This is a genomic window from Mesorhizobium sp. M7A.F.Ca.MR.245.00.0.0 (genome assembly GCF_003997415.1).
Lineage (GTDB): Bacteria > Pseudomonadota > Alphaproteobacteria > Rhizobiales > Rhizobiaceae > Mesorhizobium.
This window is the reverse complement of the sequence record NZ_RZTE01000011.1, coordinates 94,020-108,214: the sequence shown is the minus strand read 5'-3', so window position 1 is coordinate 108,214 and position 14,195 is coordinate 94,020. Positions and strand designations below refer to the sequence as shown.

Below are 14,195 nucleotides of genomic sequence, written 5' to 3'. Positions count from 1 at the left end.
TTACCCCGTCGTTCCGCTTCGGTCCTGAATCTCTTCGACAGGGTCGAGCGGTGCGATCGGCACCAGCGGTGCCGGCACATCGGTCGTCTTGACCTCGGCCTTGCAGATGTCGGCGATGACGCAGGCCGGGCAATCCGGCTTGCGCGCCTTGCAGACGTAGCGGCCATGCAGGATCAGCCAGTGATGTGCATGGCGCATATATTCGTCCGGAATGATCTTCAACAATCCTTGCTCGACCTGTTCCGGCGTCTTGCCGGGCGCCAATCCGAGCCGGTTGCCGATACGAAGAATGTGCGTGTCGACCGCCATCGTGTGCTGGCCGAAGGCCATATTGAGCACGACATTGGCGGTCTTGCGTCCGACCCCGGGCAGCTTGACCAATTCATCGCGACTGTCGGGTACCTCGCCGCCATGGTCGCGGATCAGCGCCTCCGACAGCGCAATCACATTCTTCGCCTTGTTGCGCCACAGCCCGATGGTGCGGATATATTCGCCGACCCTTGCCTCCCCCAGCGCCAGCATCTTGTGCGGCGTATCGGCGGCCTTGAACAGCGCCCGCGTCGCCTTGTTGACGCCGGCATCCGTCGCTTGCGCCGACAGCACCACCGCGACCAGCAGCGTGAAGGCGTTGACATGTTCGAGCTCGCCCTTCGGCTCGGGCCGCTGGACGGAAAAGCGCCGGAATATCTCGTGCACTTCGGCCGGGCTGTAGCGCGAAGTGGGGCGCACAGGCCGCGGACGGGGCTTGGCGTTCGACCCGCCGTGTCGTGCGGGCAACAGCTCTTTTTTGGACAGGGAAGAATCTTTGGACTTGGGGCTTGCCATTTCCCTCCTATAATATCCCCTCATGAGCGACACAAACGCCTCGTTCCAGGCCGACGAGCCATTCTTTCAGGCGCTACTCACCCCGCACCGGTCTCTGGGCCGGACAGGCTTCTTCATCCTGATGGGCGCGCTGCTGTTCGGCTGGCTGGTGACAGGCGCGGTTTTCCTGTCGCGCGGCGCCTGGCCGGTGTTCGGCTTCTTCGGCCTCGACGTGGTCGCCGTCTACATCGCCTTTCGCATCAACTATCGTGCCGCTCGCGCACGCGAGGAAGTCTCGGTCTCGCGCACCAGCCTCGACATCCGCAAGACCGCCCCCTCGGGGAAATCGGAAGCGCATCGCTTCAATCCGTTCTGGGCGCGGTTTTCGGTGGCCCGTCACGCCGAGATCGGCATCACAGGGATGACGGTGGAAGGCCAAGGGCAGAACGTGCCGATCGGATCGTTCCTGGACCCCGATTCCCGCGAGAGCTTTGCCACCGCCTTTTCGCGAGCGCTGGCGACCGCCAAGGCACGCTGAGCCAGCCATGAGCGGCGCCTCGGCTCGAATCCCGTGCCTATCTGGGTATGCGCCGCAGGAAGGCAAGTTTCGGGTGGCGATCGACGCCCCGAGGGGCGATATTCCGGCTCAAGGAGACAGTTCCATGAGCACACACACCGCAGTCCTCAAAAAGGACATCACGCCTGAAGGCAGCGACTACGAAATCGTGCGCCGTGCCATCGAGAAGATCAGTCTCGACTATCGCGATCAGCCTTCCCTTGAAGAGCTGGCCGAGGAGGTCGGCGAGACGCCGACCGGCCTGCAAAAACTCTTCACCCGCTGGGCCGGCCTGTCGCCCAAGGCCTTCCTGCAGGCGGTGACGCTGGACCATGCGCGCAGGCTGCTCGATTCCGGCATGCCGCTGCTCGAGACCTCGTTCGAACTGGGCATGTCCGGCCCGGGCCGGCTGCATGACCTGTTCGTCACCCATGAGGCGATGTCGCCGGGCGACTACAAGACACGCGGCGCCGGGCTCACCATCCGCTACGGCTTCCATTCCTCGCCGTTCGGCACCGCCCTGATCATGGCCACCGAGCGCGGGCTTGCAGGCCTGGCCTTCAGCGACCCCGGCGAGGAACGCGCCGCCTTCGCCGACATGTCCAGCCGCTGGCCGAACGCCGTCTATGTCGAGGACATGACTGCTACCGGTCCCTATGCCGCCCGTATCTTCGACCCGACGCTGTGGCGCCCCGACCAGCCGCTGCATGTCGTCATGATCGGCACCGACTTCCAGGTTCGCGTCTGGGAGGCGCTGCTCAAGATCCCGATGGGTAAGGCCCGCACCTATTCCTCGATCGCGGCCAGCATCGGCGCACCGTCCGCCAGCCGTGCTGTCGGTGCGGCCAACGGGGCCAATCCGCTCTCTTTCGTGGTGCCTTGTCACCGCGCCATCGGTAAATCAGGCGATCTCACCGGCTATCACTGGGGCCTGACCCGCAAGCGCGCCATTCTGGGCTGGGAAGCCGGGCAGGTATCGTAATATCGATTTTCCTCGATATTGCGAAGGAAAACATGGATATATCGGCCTTATTAAGTATAAGCGCGATTTAGACTGTGGTTTCTGCCGTTGCAACCGAGGGCAACCTGCGGTACCTGTAGTTGTTATTTTACGCCGTTATTTTAGGTAACTCTAAATTAACCACGATAAAGTGATGATGCCCTCATATTAATCCGGACGATCCGGCTTGATAGGAGGTCCCGATGACATTGTTTCGCGCCGCCTGCGGCGCAGCTCTGCTGGTTGCCAGCCTCGACGAGGCCGCGTTGGCCGCGACGCAGAATGTCATCTTCAATGGCACGATCGCGCCCACCTGCACGCTTGTCGTTGCCACCAACGGCACGATGACGGCCAGCCCCGATCTCCAGTCCCTCAGTTCCCACAACAGCGGCGGCTCGGCTGGGACCGTGACGCTGACGACGACCGGAGGTGTGTCGCTCAGCGTCGATCCGGTCACCACCATGACGGTGCCATCGGCAGACAGCACGTCGACGACCTGGACGCCGACCTACTCCGCCACCGGCGCGCATGCCATCGTCGAGACCGGCTCGGCAACCAGCATCACCACACCCGGCGCCGATCTCGTCTCGGTTCACCTCGCCGGAACCAAAGGCGGCAGCAATCGCTTCGCCAACGGCAATTATCAGGCAACGGTAACGCTGCGCTGCGAATGACGCGCAGCGAAGGAGGGGTCGTTGAAACATGTTCGAATCCTGACGACGGCACTGGCCATCGGATTGGCGCCCATTGCCGTCAAGGCACAATCGATGTCGCCGATGCGTGGCGAGATCAACAGCTTCACCGACGTCTTCGCGGTCCGCATCTTCCCTGCCAATCCCTACGACAGGAAGATCCGGGTCGAAATCCACGTCTACGATCAGGATTTTCAGCCGGTAGATGCCAGGATCTCTCCAAATGTCTTCCAGCTGGCTTCCCAGGCTTCCCGTTCTGTCCTTGTGGTCGTGCCCTTTGACGGCGCGGCCGAGCGTAAAGTGCGTATCTGTACCGAAAGCATCCCCTTTCCCAATCAACAGACGCAGATAAGGGCACAGATATGCGGAAAGTTCTTTGGGCGCCGCAAGTCCTGACACTGGCGCTCGCGGCTGCTTGGGCGTGTGCCTCGCCGGCCGGGGCCGAGGACGTCTACAATCTCAACCAGAATGAGAGCGGCTTCAACCTGCCCGGTGTCACCTTGCCCCAGGGCCAGGACGAGGTCCGTGCCGCGGACGGCACCACATGCCGTTCCGCCGTCTCCGGCTCCGGGGCCTATGTCGATCTCGGTCTTATCAGAGGCAACAGCCAGTCCGACAACAGCGTCGCCACCTATGGCCGGGTGGTGATCCCGATCGGGCGTACGCCGAAGCGCGTCGATTGCAGCCGCCTCTACGAGCTTGAGGTCGAGCGCCTGCATCTGGAGCTGAAACTTCTCAAAATGGGCCTCGGCGCCGACGGCCAGACGGCCAGCATCGCCGCCACCGCTCCCGCGACTGCATCGCCCGGATGGGCCAACGAAGGCTGGGGCATCAGGACCGGAAATGGCGATGGCAAGAAAAAGAAGAAGCAGTAGCCGCGCGCTGCTTGCGATGGCAGCACTTGCCGGGTCCTGCCTTCCGGTGCAGGCGGCGATCATCGGCACCTGCACCATCATGGTCGGGGCGTCCGGAACGATGAAGGCCAATCCCGCCATCAGCATACTGGGCTCCAAACAGGCAGGCGGATCGAGCGCCAGCGCCACCGTGGTGGCGAGTTCCCTGTTGTGCTCGATACTTAACTTGCTTGACTGCTACTCGGTTTCGGCGCCGGCGCCTGCCGCATTCTCGTCCGCGCCGAGCGGCGGCGGCACCAACGTGACCTTCGCTTCAGTCTTCCGCCTCGATGGCTCGGGGATCGATGTCAACGGAAGTGTGCCGCAGAGGGTTGCCAACGGCACCCACGCGATGCAGATCGACCTCACCGCCACCAAGTCGAGCGGTATCTTTCCCGCCGGCAATTACCAGGGCACGGTCACCGTGCGCTGCGAATAAGGCCACGAAACCTCAAATCGGACTGGACCATGCGCATGGTCTGGCAAGCCGCGGCCTTACAGGTTAGCTTTCACGCAATCGGAACGATCTGCGTTCGCCCGGACGCACGAAGACGCTCCGATATTTTGAGTTTGCGTTGCCAGGAGGCCCTGCTTGATTATCGTCATCGGCTCGATCAACCTCGACCTTATCGCCAAGGTCGACCGCTTGCCGAGCCCCGGCGAGACGGTGGGCGGCTCGGCCTTCACCACCGCACCTGGGGGCAAGGGCGCCAACCAGGCACTGGCCGCCGCACGCGCCGGCGCCTCGGTGCGCATGGTTGGCGCCGTCGGCAGGGACAGCTTCGCCGCCGAGGCACTGGCCTTGCTGCGCGACGGCAAGGTCGACCTGTCCGGCGTTGCCGAGACTCATGCCTCGACCGGCACGGCACTGATCATGGTCGCCGACGACGGCGAAAACATCATCGCCGTGGTGCCGGGCGCCAACGCTTCCGTGGTGCCAGGCGATCTCTCCAAGGCCTTTCTGAAAAAAGGCGACGTCGTGCTGCTGCAAAATGAGATTCCGCTGGCCACCGTCGATGCCGCCCTCGACCAGGCAAGGGCGGCCGGCGCCATCACCGTGCTCAACACGGCGCCTTTCCAGGGGCAGGCAGCCGGCTTTCTCGACAAGGCCGACTATGTCGTCGCCAACGAAACCGAGTTCGACCTCTATGGCGAAGCGCTGTCGCTGCAAGGCCGCGACCGGGCGGCCCGCATGCGCGACTTTGCCGGAAAGACCGGCCGCACCGTCGTCGTGACGCTCGGCGGCGACGGCGTGATGGCAGCGACACCGAGCGATTTCCTGGCCGTTGCTGCGCGCAAGATAACGCCTGTCGACACGGTCGGCGCCGGCGATACGTTCTGCGGCTATTTCGCCGCCAGCCTGTCGTCGGGCCTCGCGCTCGAACAGGCGCTGGCGCGCGCTGGCGCGGCCGGTTCGCTAGCCTGCCTGAAGCCTGGCGCCCAACCGGCGATCCCGCTCGCCAAAGACGTCGATCAGGCGCTGCAGGAAACCCATTAAAATGCTGCGTCCTCAAACGAAACATGCCGTGCAGCCGGCAAGCGACATCTGCCGCCTGTCCGCGGTCGAACTCGCCGGCGCGATCCGGGAGAGAGAGCTTTCCGTGCGCGAGGTGGTGGCGGCATTCCTCGATCGCATCGAGGCGGTCAATCCGCTGGTCAACGCCATCGTCTCCTTGCGCGATCGCGCCGATATCCTGCGCGAAGCCAATGCGGCCGATGCCAGCCTGTCGCGGGCCGAAGCGGCAGGTCCGCTCTTCGGCCTGCCGATCGCCATCAAGGATCTCGCCTCGACCACGGGCCTCAGGACCTCCTTCGGCTCGCCGATCTTCGCCGATTTCGTGCCGCAGGAAGACGATTTCTTCGTCGAGCGTATCCGCAATGCCGGCGCCATCATCATCGGAAAGACCAACGTCCCCGAATTCGGGCTCGGCTCCAACACCTACAACGCCGTGTTCGGGCCGACGCTGAACGCCTTCGATCCGGCCCTGACCGCCGGCGGCTCGAGCGGTGGCGCAGCCGTTGCCCTGGCGCTCGACATGGTGCCCGTCGCCGATGGCAGCGACTTCGGCGGCTCGCTGCGCAACCCGGCCGCCTGGAACAATGTTTTTGGCTTCCGCCCGTCGCAAGGACTTGTTCCCGGCGGACCCGATTTAGAAGTCTTCCATGCGCAGATGGGCGTCGACGGGCCGATGGGCCGCAACGTCCGTGACATGGCGCTGCTGCTCGATGTGCAGGCCGGTTACCACCCGCGCGCGCCATTGTCCTACGAGAAACCCGGCTCGTTCCTCGAAGGGCTTGGAATACCGGCAACTGCTGGCCGCATCGCCTGGCTCGGCGACCTCGGCGGTCATCTGCCGGTTGAAACAGGCATTCTCGGCCTGTGCGAGGCGGCACTTGGCCGCTTTGCGGATGCATCCTTCCCTAGCGAACCCCTGCTGCCGGATTTCGATTTCGAAGCGCTGTGGCAGGCCTTCGTGACGCTGCGCCAGGCCAGCAGCGGCTGCGCGCTCAAAACCCACTATGACGATCCCGCGAAGCGCCGCCTGCTCAAGCCGGAAGCCATCTGGGAAGTGGAGAACGCAATGCGGCTGACGGCGCCGCAGATCCGCGCCGCCTCCGTGACCCGTACATCCTGGCATCGCACGCTGCTGTCGATCTTCGATCGCTATGATCTGATTGCGCTGCCGACCGCGCAGGTCTTCCCCTTCGATGTCGATACGCATTGGCCGCGTGAGGTCGCCGGACGCGCAATGGACAGCTATCACCGCTGGATGCAGGTTTCCGCCTTCGCGACCTTGGGCGGCTGCCCGGCGGCCAACGTGCCGGTCGGCTTCGACGATAGGGGCCGACCGATGGGCATGCAACTGATCGGCCGGCCGCGCGGCGACCTCGCCGTACTGAAGGCGGCGGCCGCCTATGAGGCAACGCTGCCCTGGCCGGCCGGCGCCTGAACCGGGCGGACTGGCGTGTCGCAGGGCGCTGGTTAGCGGCTTGCACCGGCTGCGCTGCTATGCATTGATTGTTCTCAAGCCGCGCCGCATCGGCGGCATTCCTGGGGAAAAGTCATGTCGCTCGAACTCTACGCCGCCTATGTCCTCGCTTGCATCGTCATTATCCTGGTGCCGGGCCCAACGGTCACGCTGATCATCGCCAACAGCATCCGCCATGGCTCCCGCGCCGGTCTCGCCAATGTCGCCGGCACGCAGGCAGGGCTTGCCGTGATGATCGCCATCGTCGGCATCGGCCTCAACACACTGATCTCGGGCATGGGCCACTGGTTCGAGTGGGTGCGGCTGATCGGCGCCGCCTATCTGATCTGGATGGGTGTGCAGATGTTCCGTTCCAAAGGCACGCTGAACGCCGATGGAACGGCCAGGAAACCGCGCGGCGGCTTCTTCCTGCAGGGCCTGCTGGTGGCGCTCAGCAACCCCAAGACGTTGATCTTCTTCGGCGCCTTCTTTCCGCAGTTCATTTCGCCGCAAGGCAACTATTCGCTGCAGATCGCCATCATGGGCCTGACCGCCATGATCTTCGCCGCCTTCTCGGATTCGACCTATGCGCTGGCCGCCGGCCGCGCCGGGCGCCTGCTGTCGGCCGGCCGCATCAAGCTTTTGTCGAGGATCAGCGGCAGCTTCATGGTCGGCGGCGGCCTGTGGCTGGCGCTTTCAAAGGCAAAGTAACAGCGCGCCGACAAGCCGGGACTCTAACAGCAATTTCCTGAAACAGGGAGGCCGATTGAAAGTCGGCCTTCTGTCTACCACATGAATCGGCGGTTGGGGGATTCACGTCGATGTCGTGGACTTTTGCGGATGTGAAAGGGCACGTGCTGGGCGTGGTCCTCATTGTCGCGGTGTTCGCGGCGGTGTTGATCGTCGATCCCATCAAGTGGACGAATAGGGCCAGCCCGATCCGGTCGGTCGAAATGATCGACGCGACGGTCAAAACTGTTCCCTTGAAGATGGTTCGACGGTCCTCGTTTCTGACGATCGCCCACGCTTGATCGGCTCAACCATCAGACTTGAGCGCGTTACGCGCGCAAACGGCTTCGTCTTTTACCGGTTTCAAGATGAGCGGCGGCCGGCTGATGTTTTTCCCAAGCCAAAGCAGCAATCATTGAAAATTTTGAACACGATCTATTGAATGCGGTGTTTGCCACTAGCGAATATAGCGCATGGGGCAAACACGGCTTTCTCTCCGGAATCGCCTGCTTCTGCTTAAGGAAGAATATCGAGACGCTGTCATTTGCGTCAGTTTCTTCTGTGCGGTCGCTCTCATGAAAACCTTGCCTGGCCTAATCAGGCAGGACAGCCCGATCATCGATACGCAACGGGTTAGCGGCATTGTCGAATACGCCACAACGCCGATGAATCCGAACGCCTCCGTCGGTCAGGGACTTCATTTCACATATCAAATCCGCCTCCAGGACAGCGGCGCCATCGTTTTTGTCGATGGCGAGGTCGAGACGCCGCATGTGATTGGATCCCGCGTTTCGGTCGAACGCCGGCACCACAAGAACGGCACCGACACCTACCTATTGCTTAGGGGATAAGCGTCATGGCCAAGGCCCGGCATTCCCTTGCCTGGATGACCCTGCAGGAGAACCTCAGGGGCATTCTCGTCACCATCCTTGTCGTGGGCGTCTGCGCACTGGCGATCGGCATCCCGATTGCAAGGCAAAGCAGCCCCATCGTCAATGTCGAGCGCCTGACCGGTACTGTGGTCAACGTTCTCAACACGACTCCGGACCCCGAAAGCTCGGCGGGCAGGGGGTTCAGCTATTTGTATGGTATCCGCCTCGACGAAAATGACCGCCTGGTCTTCGTCTACGGCGATGCGACAGCGCCGCGAGCCATCGGCTCGAAGGTCTCGGTCGAGCGGCAGCATCGCCGCAACGACACCGAAACATACCGCCTGCTCCGCCAGTAGTCGAGTATCGCCCAGAAGCTCTGCGCCTCTGGGCGAACCGTATGCATCAAGGGATGGAGGTCCTAGAGCCGCCCCAGCCTCTCCACCAGTAGCGCGAAGAAGCCGTCGTGATCGATGTCACGTATCACCATGGCGTTCTTCGGCCGCTTGGTAACGCCCCACCAGTCGATCACGGTCATGCCCATGGTGAGCTCGGAGGCCGTTTCCACGCTGACGTTGCAGTTGCGGCCCTTGAACAGGTCAGGCTTCAACAGATAGGCGATGACGCAAGGGTCGTGCAGCGGGCCGCCGTCGGTGCCGTATTTCTCCTCGTCGAAGCGCTCGAAGAATTCCAGCATCTCGGCGGTGGCGGTGCCGACCTTGGTGCCGAGCGCGCGGAAGGTTTGCGTGCGCTTGGCGGTGGTCAGCGCCTTGTGGGTGACGTCGAGCGGCATCATGACGATCGGGATGCCGGATTTGAGCACGACATCGGCGGCCTGCGGGTCGACATAGATGTTGAATTCGGCGGTCGGGGTGACATTGCCGCCCTCGAAGAAGCCGCCGCCCATCAGCACGATTTCCTTGATGCGCGGTGCAATGCGCGGCTCGCGGATCAGCGCCAGCGCAATGTTGGTGAGCGGGCCGAGCGCACAAAGCGTGATCGTGCCGCTTTCTTCCCCCATCAGCGTCTCGACGATGAAATCGACCGCGTACCGGTCCTGCAGCTTCATCGTCGGTTCTGGCAATTGCGGTCCGTTGAGACCGGTCTTGCCATGCACTTCCTCGGCGGTGACCAATTCGCGCATCAGGGGCCGGATGGCGCCGGCATAGACCTTGATGTCCGGACGGCCAGCCAACTCGCAGATCTTGCGGGCATTCTTTTCGGTAAGCTTCAGCGGCACGTTTCCGGCAACGGCTGATATGCCGACGATCTCCAGTTCGGAGCTGCCGAGCGCCAGCAATATGGCGACGGCATCATCCTGACCGGGATCCGTGTCGATGATGATCTTGCGTGATTGGGGCATTTCAATTCCTTGTTTGGCGAGGTCGTGGGCTTGAACCGATCCGATCGAAACATCCAAATGACGCCGAAGCGGTCGCGAGCTGCCATGTCGAACCGCTCGACCGGGAAAGACAATTCCCGACCTGCGCGCTTCTCCTTGCATCTGCTCGCCGTTTCAAGCGCCATGTCGATCATTCCTGTGAGTCCACGCCTGGTCTTTTTGGGCGGGTCTGTTGACGGCTTGAACTTGGTCGCGGGGCGGACCATATCAAGGCCATCGGGAAAAATGCCATCTGGGTTTTTCCACTTTATGTCGCTCTTGAGAGGACAGTGTAACATGAGCCGAATGACGCCCTTTTCCAGCCCGCTTCTCCTTGGTTTCGACGCCATGGAAAAGACCCTGGAACGCCTGGCGAAATCCGGCGACAGCTACCCTCCCTACAACATCGAACGCCTCAGCGGCGCCGACGGCAAGACCGAAAGGTTGCGCATCACATTGGCGGTCGCCGGTTTCGCCGAAAGCGATCTCGATGTCACCACGGAGGAAAACCAGCTGGTCGTGCGCGGCCGTCAGACCGACGACACCGCGCGCGAATTTCTTCATCGCGGCATCGCCGCACGCCAGTTCCAGCGCTGTTTCGTGCTGGCCGACGGCATGCGGGTGATCGCGGCGGAGTTGAAGAACGGTCTTTTGTCGATCGACCTCGATCGGCCGGAGTCCGAACGGCTGGTACGGAAAATAAACATATCGGTGAAAGACTGATCTTTACCACTGCATCGGCCGGAAATCGGCTCCGACTTTCCGAAAGCACGATGCAGCAAATTGAAATGGCTCTCATGCGGGATGGCCTTGAGCGGCGTCCTCGCGCCAAGGAGGCTTTGAAATGACCAGAACTGAAAACATCACCATGACCAATGGCGAATTCGCTCATCTCGGCGAAGGCTCGGTCGCTTATCTCAGAAAGGTCTCGAGCGACGAATTGCTCGGCCGTTTCCCCAATCTCGGCGAAATCGCCCCCGGCATGGAACTGTGGGCCTTGTTTGCCGCCAATGGTCAGCCGATCCTGCTTTCCGATGCGCGTGACCGCGCTCTGGCCGGCGCCATGGAAAACGACCTGACCACCGTCGCCATTCACTGACAGCGATTTCCGGCTGAAACGGAAAGGGCCGCCCATGGCGGCCCTGTAGCGATATCATTCTCGAAATTCAGGCCGCGTGCGAAGCCTGGGTGTCCGACAAAAGCGCGTGGATAGCGGCGGCGTCGCGCGTACCCCTGATCTTGGCCACGGTGTCAGCGTCGCGCAGGACCCGCGCGATGCGCGACAGTGCCTTGAGGTGGTCGGCGCCCGCCCCTTCCGGCGCCAGCAGCAGAAACACCAGATCGACGGGCTGATCGTCCAGCGATTCGAAATCGACAGGCGTCTCCAGCCGGGCGAAAACACCTGCGATGCGCTTCACGCCGGCCAGCTTGCCGTGCGGAATGGCGATGCCGTTGCCGACGCCGGTCGAACCCAGGCGCTCACGCTGCAGGATGGTGTCGAACACCTCCCGCTCCGGAATGCCGGAAATCGCCGCTGCCCGTTCGGACAGCAGTTGCAGCAGCTGCTTCTTGGAGTTCGCCTTCAACGCCGGCAGTATCGCCGGAACGTTGATAAGATCGCTCAGATCCATGCTAGAAAATCCCTTGTTCGCCTGCCGTCACCAGTCCCCACCCCTCGTGCGGCCGGCTCTTATTGCCGTGCGACCTTGTCGTCACCGTGCGACCCTTGTCGTCACTGTGCGACCCTTGTCGTCACGCTTGCGCGACCTTGGTCGTCGACGGGTCGATCCAGCCGATATTTCCATCGGGTCGGCGATAGACGATGTTGAGATGGTCGGTTCCCGCATTGCGGAAGACAAAGACCGGGCTGTCCTTGGTGTCGAGCTCGATGACCGCCGACGCCACCGACATGGTCTTCAGCGTCATGGTTGATTCGGCGACGATGGCGGGCGCGAAATTCTCCGGAATGTCCTCGTCGTCATCGGCAAGCGGCGCCATCACCGTGTAGGCGATGTCGGTCGGCTGGCCGTTGGCGGCGCCCGAATTGTGCGATTTCAGCCTGCGCTTGTAGCGCCTCAGGCGGGTTTCCAGACGGTCCGCCGCCGCCTCGAAGGCTAGCGTCGGATCCTGGGCATCGCCGGTGGCCTGCAGCGAAGCGCCGGAATCCAGCCGGATCATGCAGTCCGCCGAATAGCGCGAGCCCGATTTGATGACCGTGACATGTCCGGCAAAGCCGCGATCGAAATATTTGCCGATCGCTTCGCCGACGCGATCATTGATGCGTGTCCGAAACGCATCGCCGATATCCATGTGTTTTCCCGATATGCGCAGATTCATCTGAAAACTGACCTTCCTTGCTCAGGCTTCAAACTGGCCCGAGTTTATACTCGTGATCCGTGCGCACAAGCTTTGCGGCGTCACTTGCGCCGATTTTAAATCCAAACTTTCCGGTTGATCACAAGCCGCCCTTTGACCGTCCCGAGGCCAACGTCGTGACGGACCATCCGCATGCGGGCATCTAGCCCGTCTCATGCGGGCGGGCTTCTAGCCACTTCACCGCGGCTTGTCAATGAAGTGCCGGCCTGTGGAAAATCGACCCGCTCAGCGCCCGGCGCTGGCCATCGCCCGTTTCTCGCGTCGGCGCTGCACCGAAGAGGGGATATTCATGCCTTCCCGGTACTTGGCGACCGTACGTCTTGCAATATCGACGCCACTTTCGCGCAACATGTCGACGATCGCGTCGTCGGAAAGCACGTCGACGGGTTTTTCCTCGTCGATCAACTGCTTGATGCGGTCACGCACGGCTTCCGAGGAATGCGCATCGCCGCCGCCCGACGCGGCGATCGAGGCGGTGAAGAAGTAGCGAAGCTCGAACACGCCGCGCGGCGTCAGCATATATTTGTTGGCTGTGACCCGGCTGACCGTCGATTCGTGCATGCCGATGGCGTCGGCTACCGTGCGCAGATTGAGCGGCTTCAGCTGGCGCACGCCATGGACGAGGAAGGCATCCTGCTGGCGAACGATTTCCGAGGCGACCTTGAGGATGGTCTTTGCCCGCTGGTCGAGGCTGCGCGTCAGCCAATTTGCATTCTGCAGGCATTCGGCCAGAAAATCCTTTTCGGCCTGGTTCTTGGCCTGCGGTGAGACCTGGGCGAAATAGATATGGTCGACCAAGACCCGCGGCAGCGTTTCGGCATTGAGTTCGACCGTCCAACTGCCGTCATTGGCCGCGCGCACCTCGACATCGGCGACGATCGCGTCGCTGGCGCCGCCCGAAAACGCCATGCCCGGCCGGGGATCGAGCGCCCGGATCTCTGCCAGCATGTCGAGCAGATCCTCCTCGTCGACACCGCATATCCGTTTCAATGCATGAAAGTCACGTCGTGCCAGGAGTTCGAGATTGGCGACCAGCGCCTTCATCGCCGGATCGAGCCGGTTGCGCACCGCAAGTTGCAGCGACAGGCATTCGGCCAGGTCGCGGGCAAACAGGCCAGCCGGCTCGAAGGTTTGACACACCGCCAGCACCTTCGCCACGGCAGCGGCATCCGCACCGAGACGAGCGGCGATCTCGACCAGGTCGGCACGCAGATAGCCGGTCTCGTCAAGGCCGTCGGCGAGTTCGGCGGCGATCAGCCGTGCAGCCGGGTCAGTGAAGGCTAGCGCCACCTGCTCACCGACATGGTCGCGCAGCGTGATCGCAGCAGTCGCCATATCGCCGGCGTCAAACCACTCGGATGAGGAACCCGCGCCATTGCCCGAAGCCGATTTCCATTGTGCCGTTAGGTCGGGACCGAGTCGCTCGCTGGTCCCCGGGTCGTCGGGGAACAGGTTTTCCAGCGACGTGTCGAGCTTGTCCGAGATCGCCTCGGCGCTCCACTGCGTCTCGTTTTCGAACCAGTCGCCTTCGGCGGTGGCTTGCGGCTCCGCCTCGATCTTCTGCGCCTGGTCGCTGGCGGCATCGTCCTGCGGCTCGGCGCGCTCCAGCAGCGGATTGCGCTCGATTTCCTCGTCGATGAAATGCTCAAGCTCGACATGGGTGAACTGCAGCAGCCGAATCGACTGCATCAGCTGCGGCGTCATCACCAGCGACTGCGATTGTCGTAGCTGTAGTTTGGCCGCCAACGCCATGGTTCGGTTTCAAACGCCTCGTCTACGCATCCCGACTTCCGGGCAAGAATTTTGCAGCCGGCCATAAAAACTGGCCCGGCTTTTGCTTGTCAAGGCAATTGGTAGCAAAACGCGCTTACCGGAGCGTTATCCCGGAGCAAAATCGAGAAAAAAGCGCCGCGCGAACCGCAAAAG

The 14,195-nt window shown here is 62.4% G+C and carries 19 protein-coding genes; 14 read left to right on the top strand and 5 right to left on the bottom strand.

The window, feature by feature from the left end; genetic code table 11:
* Positions 1-825, bottom strand: a complete 825-nt coding sequence (gene nth, locus EOB80_RS14495; RefSeq protein ID WP_127328320.1) for an endonuclease III — start codon at positions 823-825, stop codon at positions 1-3.
* A gap of 22 nt (positions 826-847) precedes the next feature.
* Here nth and EOB80_RS14490 point away from each other — a divergent pair, with 22 nt between their 5' ends.
* From EOB80_RS14490 to EOB80_RS14435, 12 genes are all read left to right on the top strand, one after another.
* The gene (locus EOB80_RS14490; RefSeq protein ID WP_127328318.1) at positions 848-1,342 is read left to right on the top strand and encodes a DUF2244 domain-containing protein; all 495 of its coding nucleotides are present in this window, start codon (positions 848-850) and stop codon (positions 1,340-1,342) included.
* A 124-nt stretch (positions 1,343-1,466) separates the two neighbouring features.
* Positions 1,467-2,342, top strand: a complete 876-nt coding sequence (locus EOB80_RS14485) for a bifunctional helix-turn-helix domain-containing protein/methylated-DNA--[protein]-cysteine S-methyltransferase (RefSeq protein WP_127267099.1) — start codon at positions 1,467-1,469, stop codon at positions 2,340-2,342.
* Between the two features lie 221 nt (positions 2,343-2,563).
* Positions 2,564-3,034: a hypothetical protein gene (locus tag EOB80_RS14480; RefSeq protein WP_127328316.1), complete on the top strand. Its 471-nt coding sequence runs from the start codon at positions 2,564-2,566 to the stop codon at positions 3,032-3,034.
* Positions 3,035-3,055: 21 nt separating this feature from the next.
* Positions 3,056-3,448: a hypothetical protein gene (locus EOB80_RS14475; RefSeq protein WP_127328315.1), complete on the top strand. Its 393-nt coding sequence runs from the start codon at positions 3,056-3,058 to the stop codon at positions 3,446-3,448.
* A complete protein-coding gene (locus tag EOB80_RS14470; RefSeq protein ID WP_127328313.1) occupies positions 3,415-3,927 on the top strand; it encodes a hypothetical protein in 513 nt (170 codons plus the stop codon). Before EOB80_RS14475 ends, EOB80_RS14470 begins: the two co-directional genes overlap by 34 nt.
* Complete coding sequence (locus EOB80_RS14465; protein ID WP_164762613.1) at positions 3,902-4,384, top strand: hypothetical protein; 483 nt, start codon at positions 3,902-3,904, stop codon at positions 4,382-4,384. Before EOB80_RS14470 ends, EOB80_RS14465 begins: the two co-directional genes overlap by 26 nt.
* A 153-nt stretch (positions 4,385-4,537) precedes the next feature.
* A complete protein-coding gene (locus EOB80_RS14460; protein WP_127328309.1) occupies positions 4,538-5,443 on the top strand; it encodes a ribokinase in 906 nt (301 codons plus the stop codon).
* 1 nt (position 5,444) lies between these two features.
* Positions 5,445-6,896, top strand: a complete 1,452-nt coding sequence (locus EOB80_RS14455) for an amidase (protein ID WP_127328307.1) — start codon at positions 5,445-5,447, stop codon at positions 6,894-6,896.
* Positions 6,897-7,010: 114 nt separating this feature from the next.
* Positions 7,011-7,625 (top strand): LysE family translocator, encoded by a 615-nt coding sequence (locus tag EOB80_RS14450; protein WP_127267106.1) that lies wholly within the window; start codon positions 7,011-7,013, stop codon positions 7,623-7,625.
* Between the two features lie 110 nt (positions 7,626-7,735).
* On the top strand, positions 7,736-7,945 hold the full coding sequence (locus tag EOB80_RS14445) for a hypothetical protein (protein WP_206516810.1): 210 nt from the start codon (positions 7,736-7,738) through the stop codon (positions 7,943-7,945).
* 171 nt (positions 7,946-8,116) lie between these two features.
* The gene (locus EOB80_RS14440) at positions 8,117-8,494 is read left to right on the top strand and encodes a hypothetical protein (protein ID WP_127328305.1); all 378 of its coding nucleotides are present in this window, start codon (positions 8,117-8,119) and stop codon (positions 8,492-8,494) included.
* Positions 8,495-8,499: 5 nt separating this feature from the next.
* Positions 8,500-8,871: a hypothetical protein gene (locus tag EOB80_RS14435; protein ID WP_127328303.1), complete on the top strand. Its 372-nt coding sequence runs from the start codon at positions 8,500-8,502 to the stop codon at positions 8,869-8,871.
* 62 nt (positions 8,872-8,933) lie between these two features.
* Here EOB80_RS14435 and EOB80_RS14430 read toward each other — a convergent pair whose 3' ends face one another.
* Positions 8,934-9,875, bottom strand: a complete 942-nt coding sequence (locus EOB80_RS14430; protein ID WP_127328301.1) for a nucleoside hydrolase — start codon at positions 9,873-9,875, stop codon at positions 8,934-8,936.
* 315 nt (positions 9,876-10,190) lie between these two features.
* Here EOB80_RS14430 and EOB80_RS14425 point away from each other — a divergent pair, with 315 nt between their 5' ends.
* A complete protein-coding gene (locus EOB80_RS14425; protein ID WP_127328377.1) occupies positions 10,191-10,616 on the top strand; it encodes an Hsp20 family protein in 426 nt (141 codons plus the stop codon).
* A gap of 121 nt (positions 10,617-10,737) precedes the next feature.
* Positions 10,738-10,992, top strand: a complete 255-nt coding sequence (locus tag EOB80_RS14420; protein ID WP_023760740.1) for a DUF1150 family protein — start codon at positions 10,738-10,740, stop codon at positions 10,990-10,992.
* A gap of 67 nt (positions 10,993-11,059) precedes the next feature.
* Here the strand turns inward: EOB80_RS14420 and ptsN are convergent, their stop codons facing one another.
* The 3 genes from ptsN to rpoN all read right to left on the bottom strand — a co-directional run bounded on the left by ptsN (position 11,060) and on the right by rpoN (position 14,021).
* Positions 11,060-11,524, bottom strand: a complete 465-nt coding sequence (gene ptsN, locus EOB80_RS14415) for a PTS IIA-like nitrogen regulatory protein PtsN (RefSeq protein ID WP_013529589.1) — start codon at positions 11,522-11,524, stop codon at positions 11,060-11,062.
* 121 nt (positions 11,525-11,645) lie between these two features.
* Entirely contained in the window at positions 11,646-12,230 is a 585-nt protein-coding gene (gene raiA / locus EOB80_RS14410) for a ribosome-associated translation inhibitor RaiA (RefSeq protein ID WP_013529588.1), read from the bottom strand.
* 264 nt (positions 12,231-12,494) lie between these two features.
* Complete coding sequence (gene rpoN, locus EOB80_RS14405; RefSeq protein WP_127328299.1) at positions 12,495-14,021, bottom strand: RNA polymerase factor sigma-54; 1,527 nt, start codon at positions 14,019-14,021, stop codon at positions 12,495-12,497.
* Between the last annotated feature and the right edge of the window lie 174 nt (positions 14,022-14,195).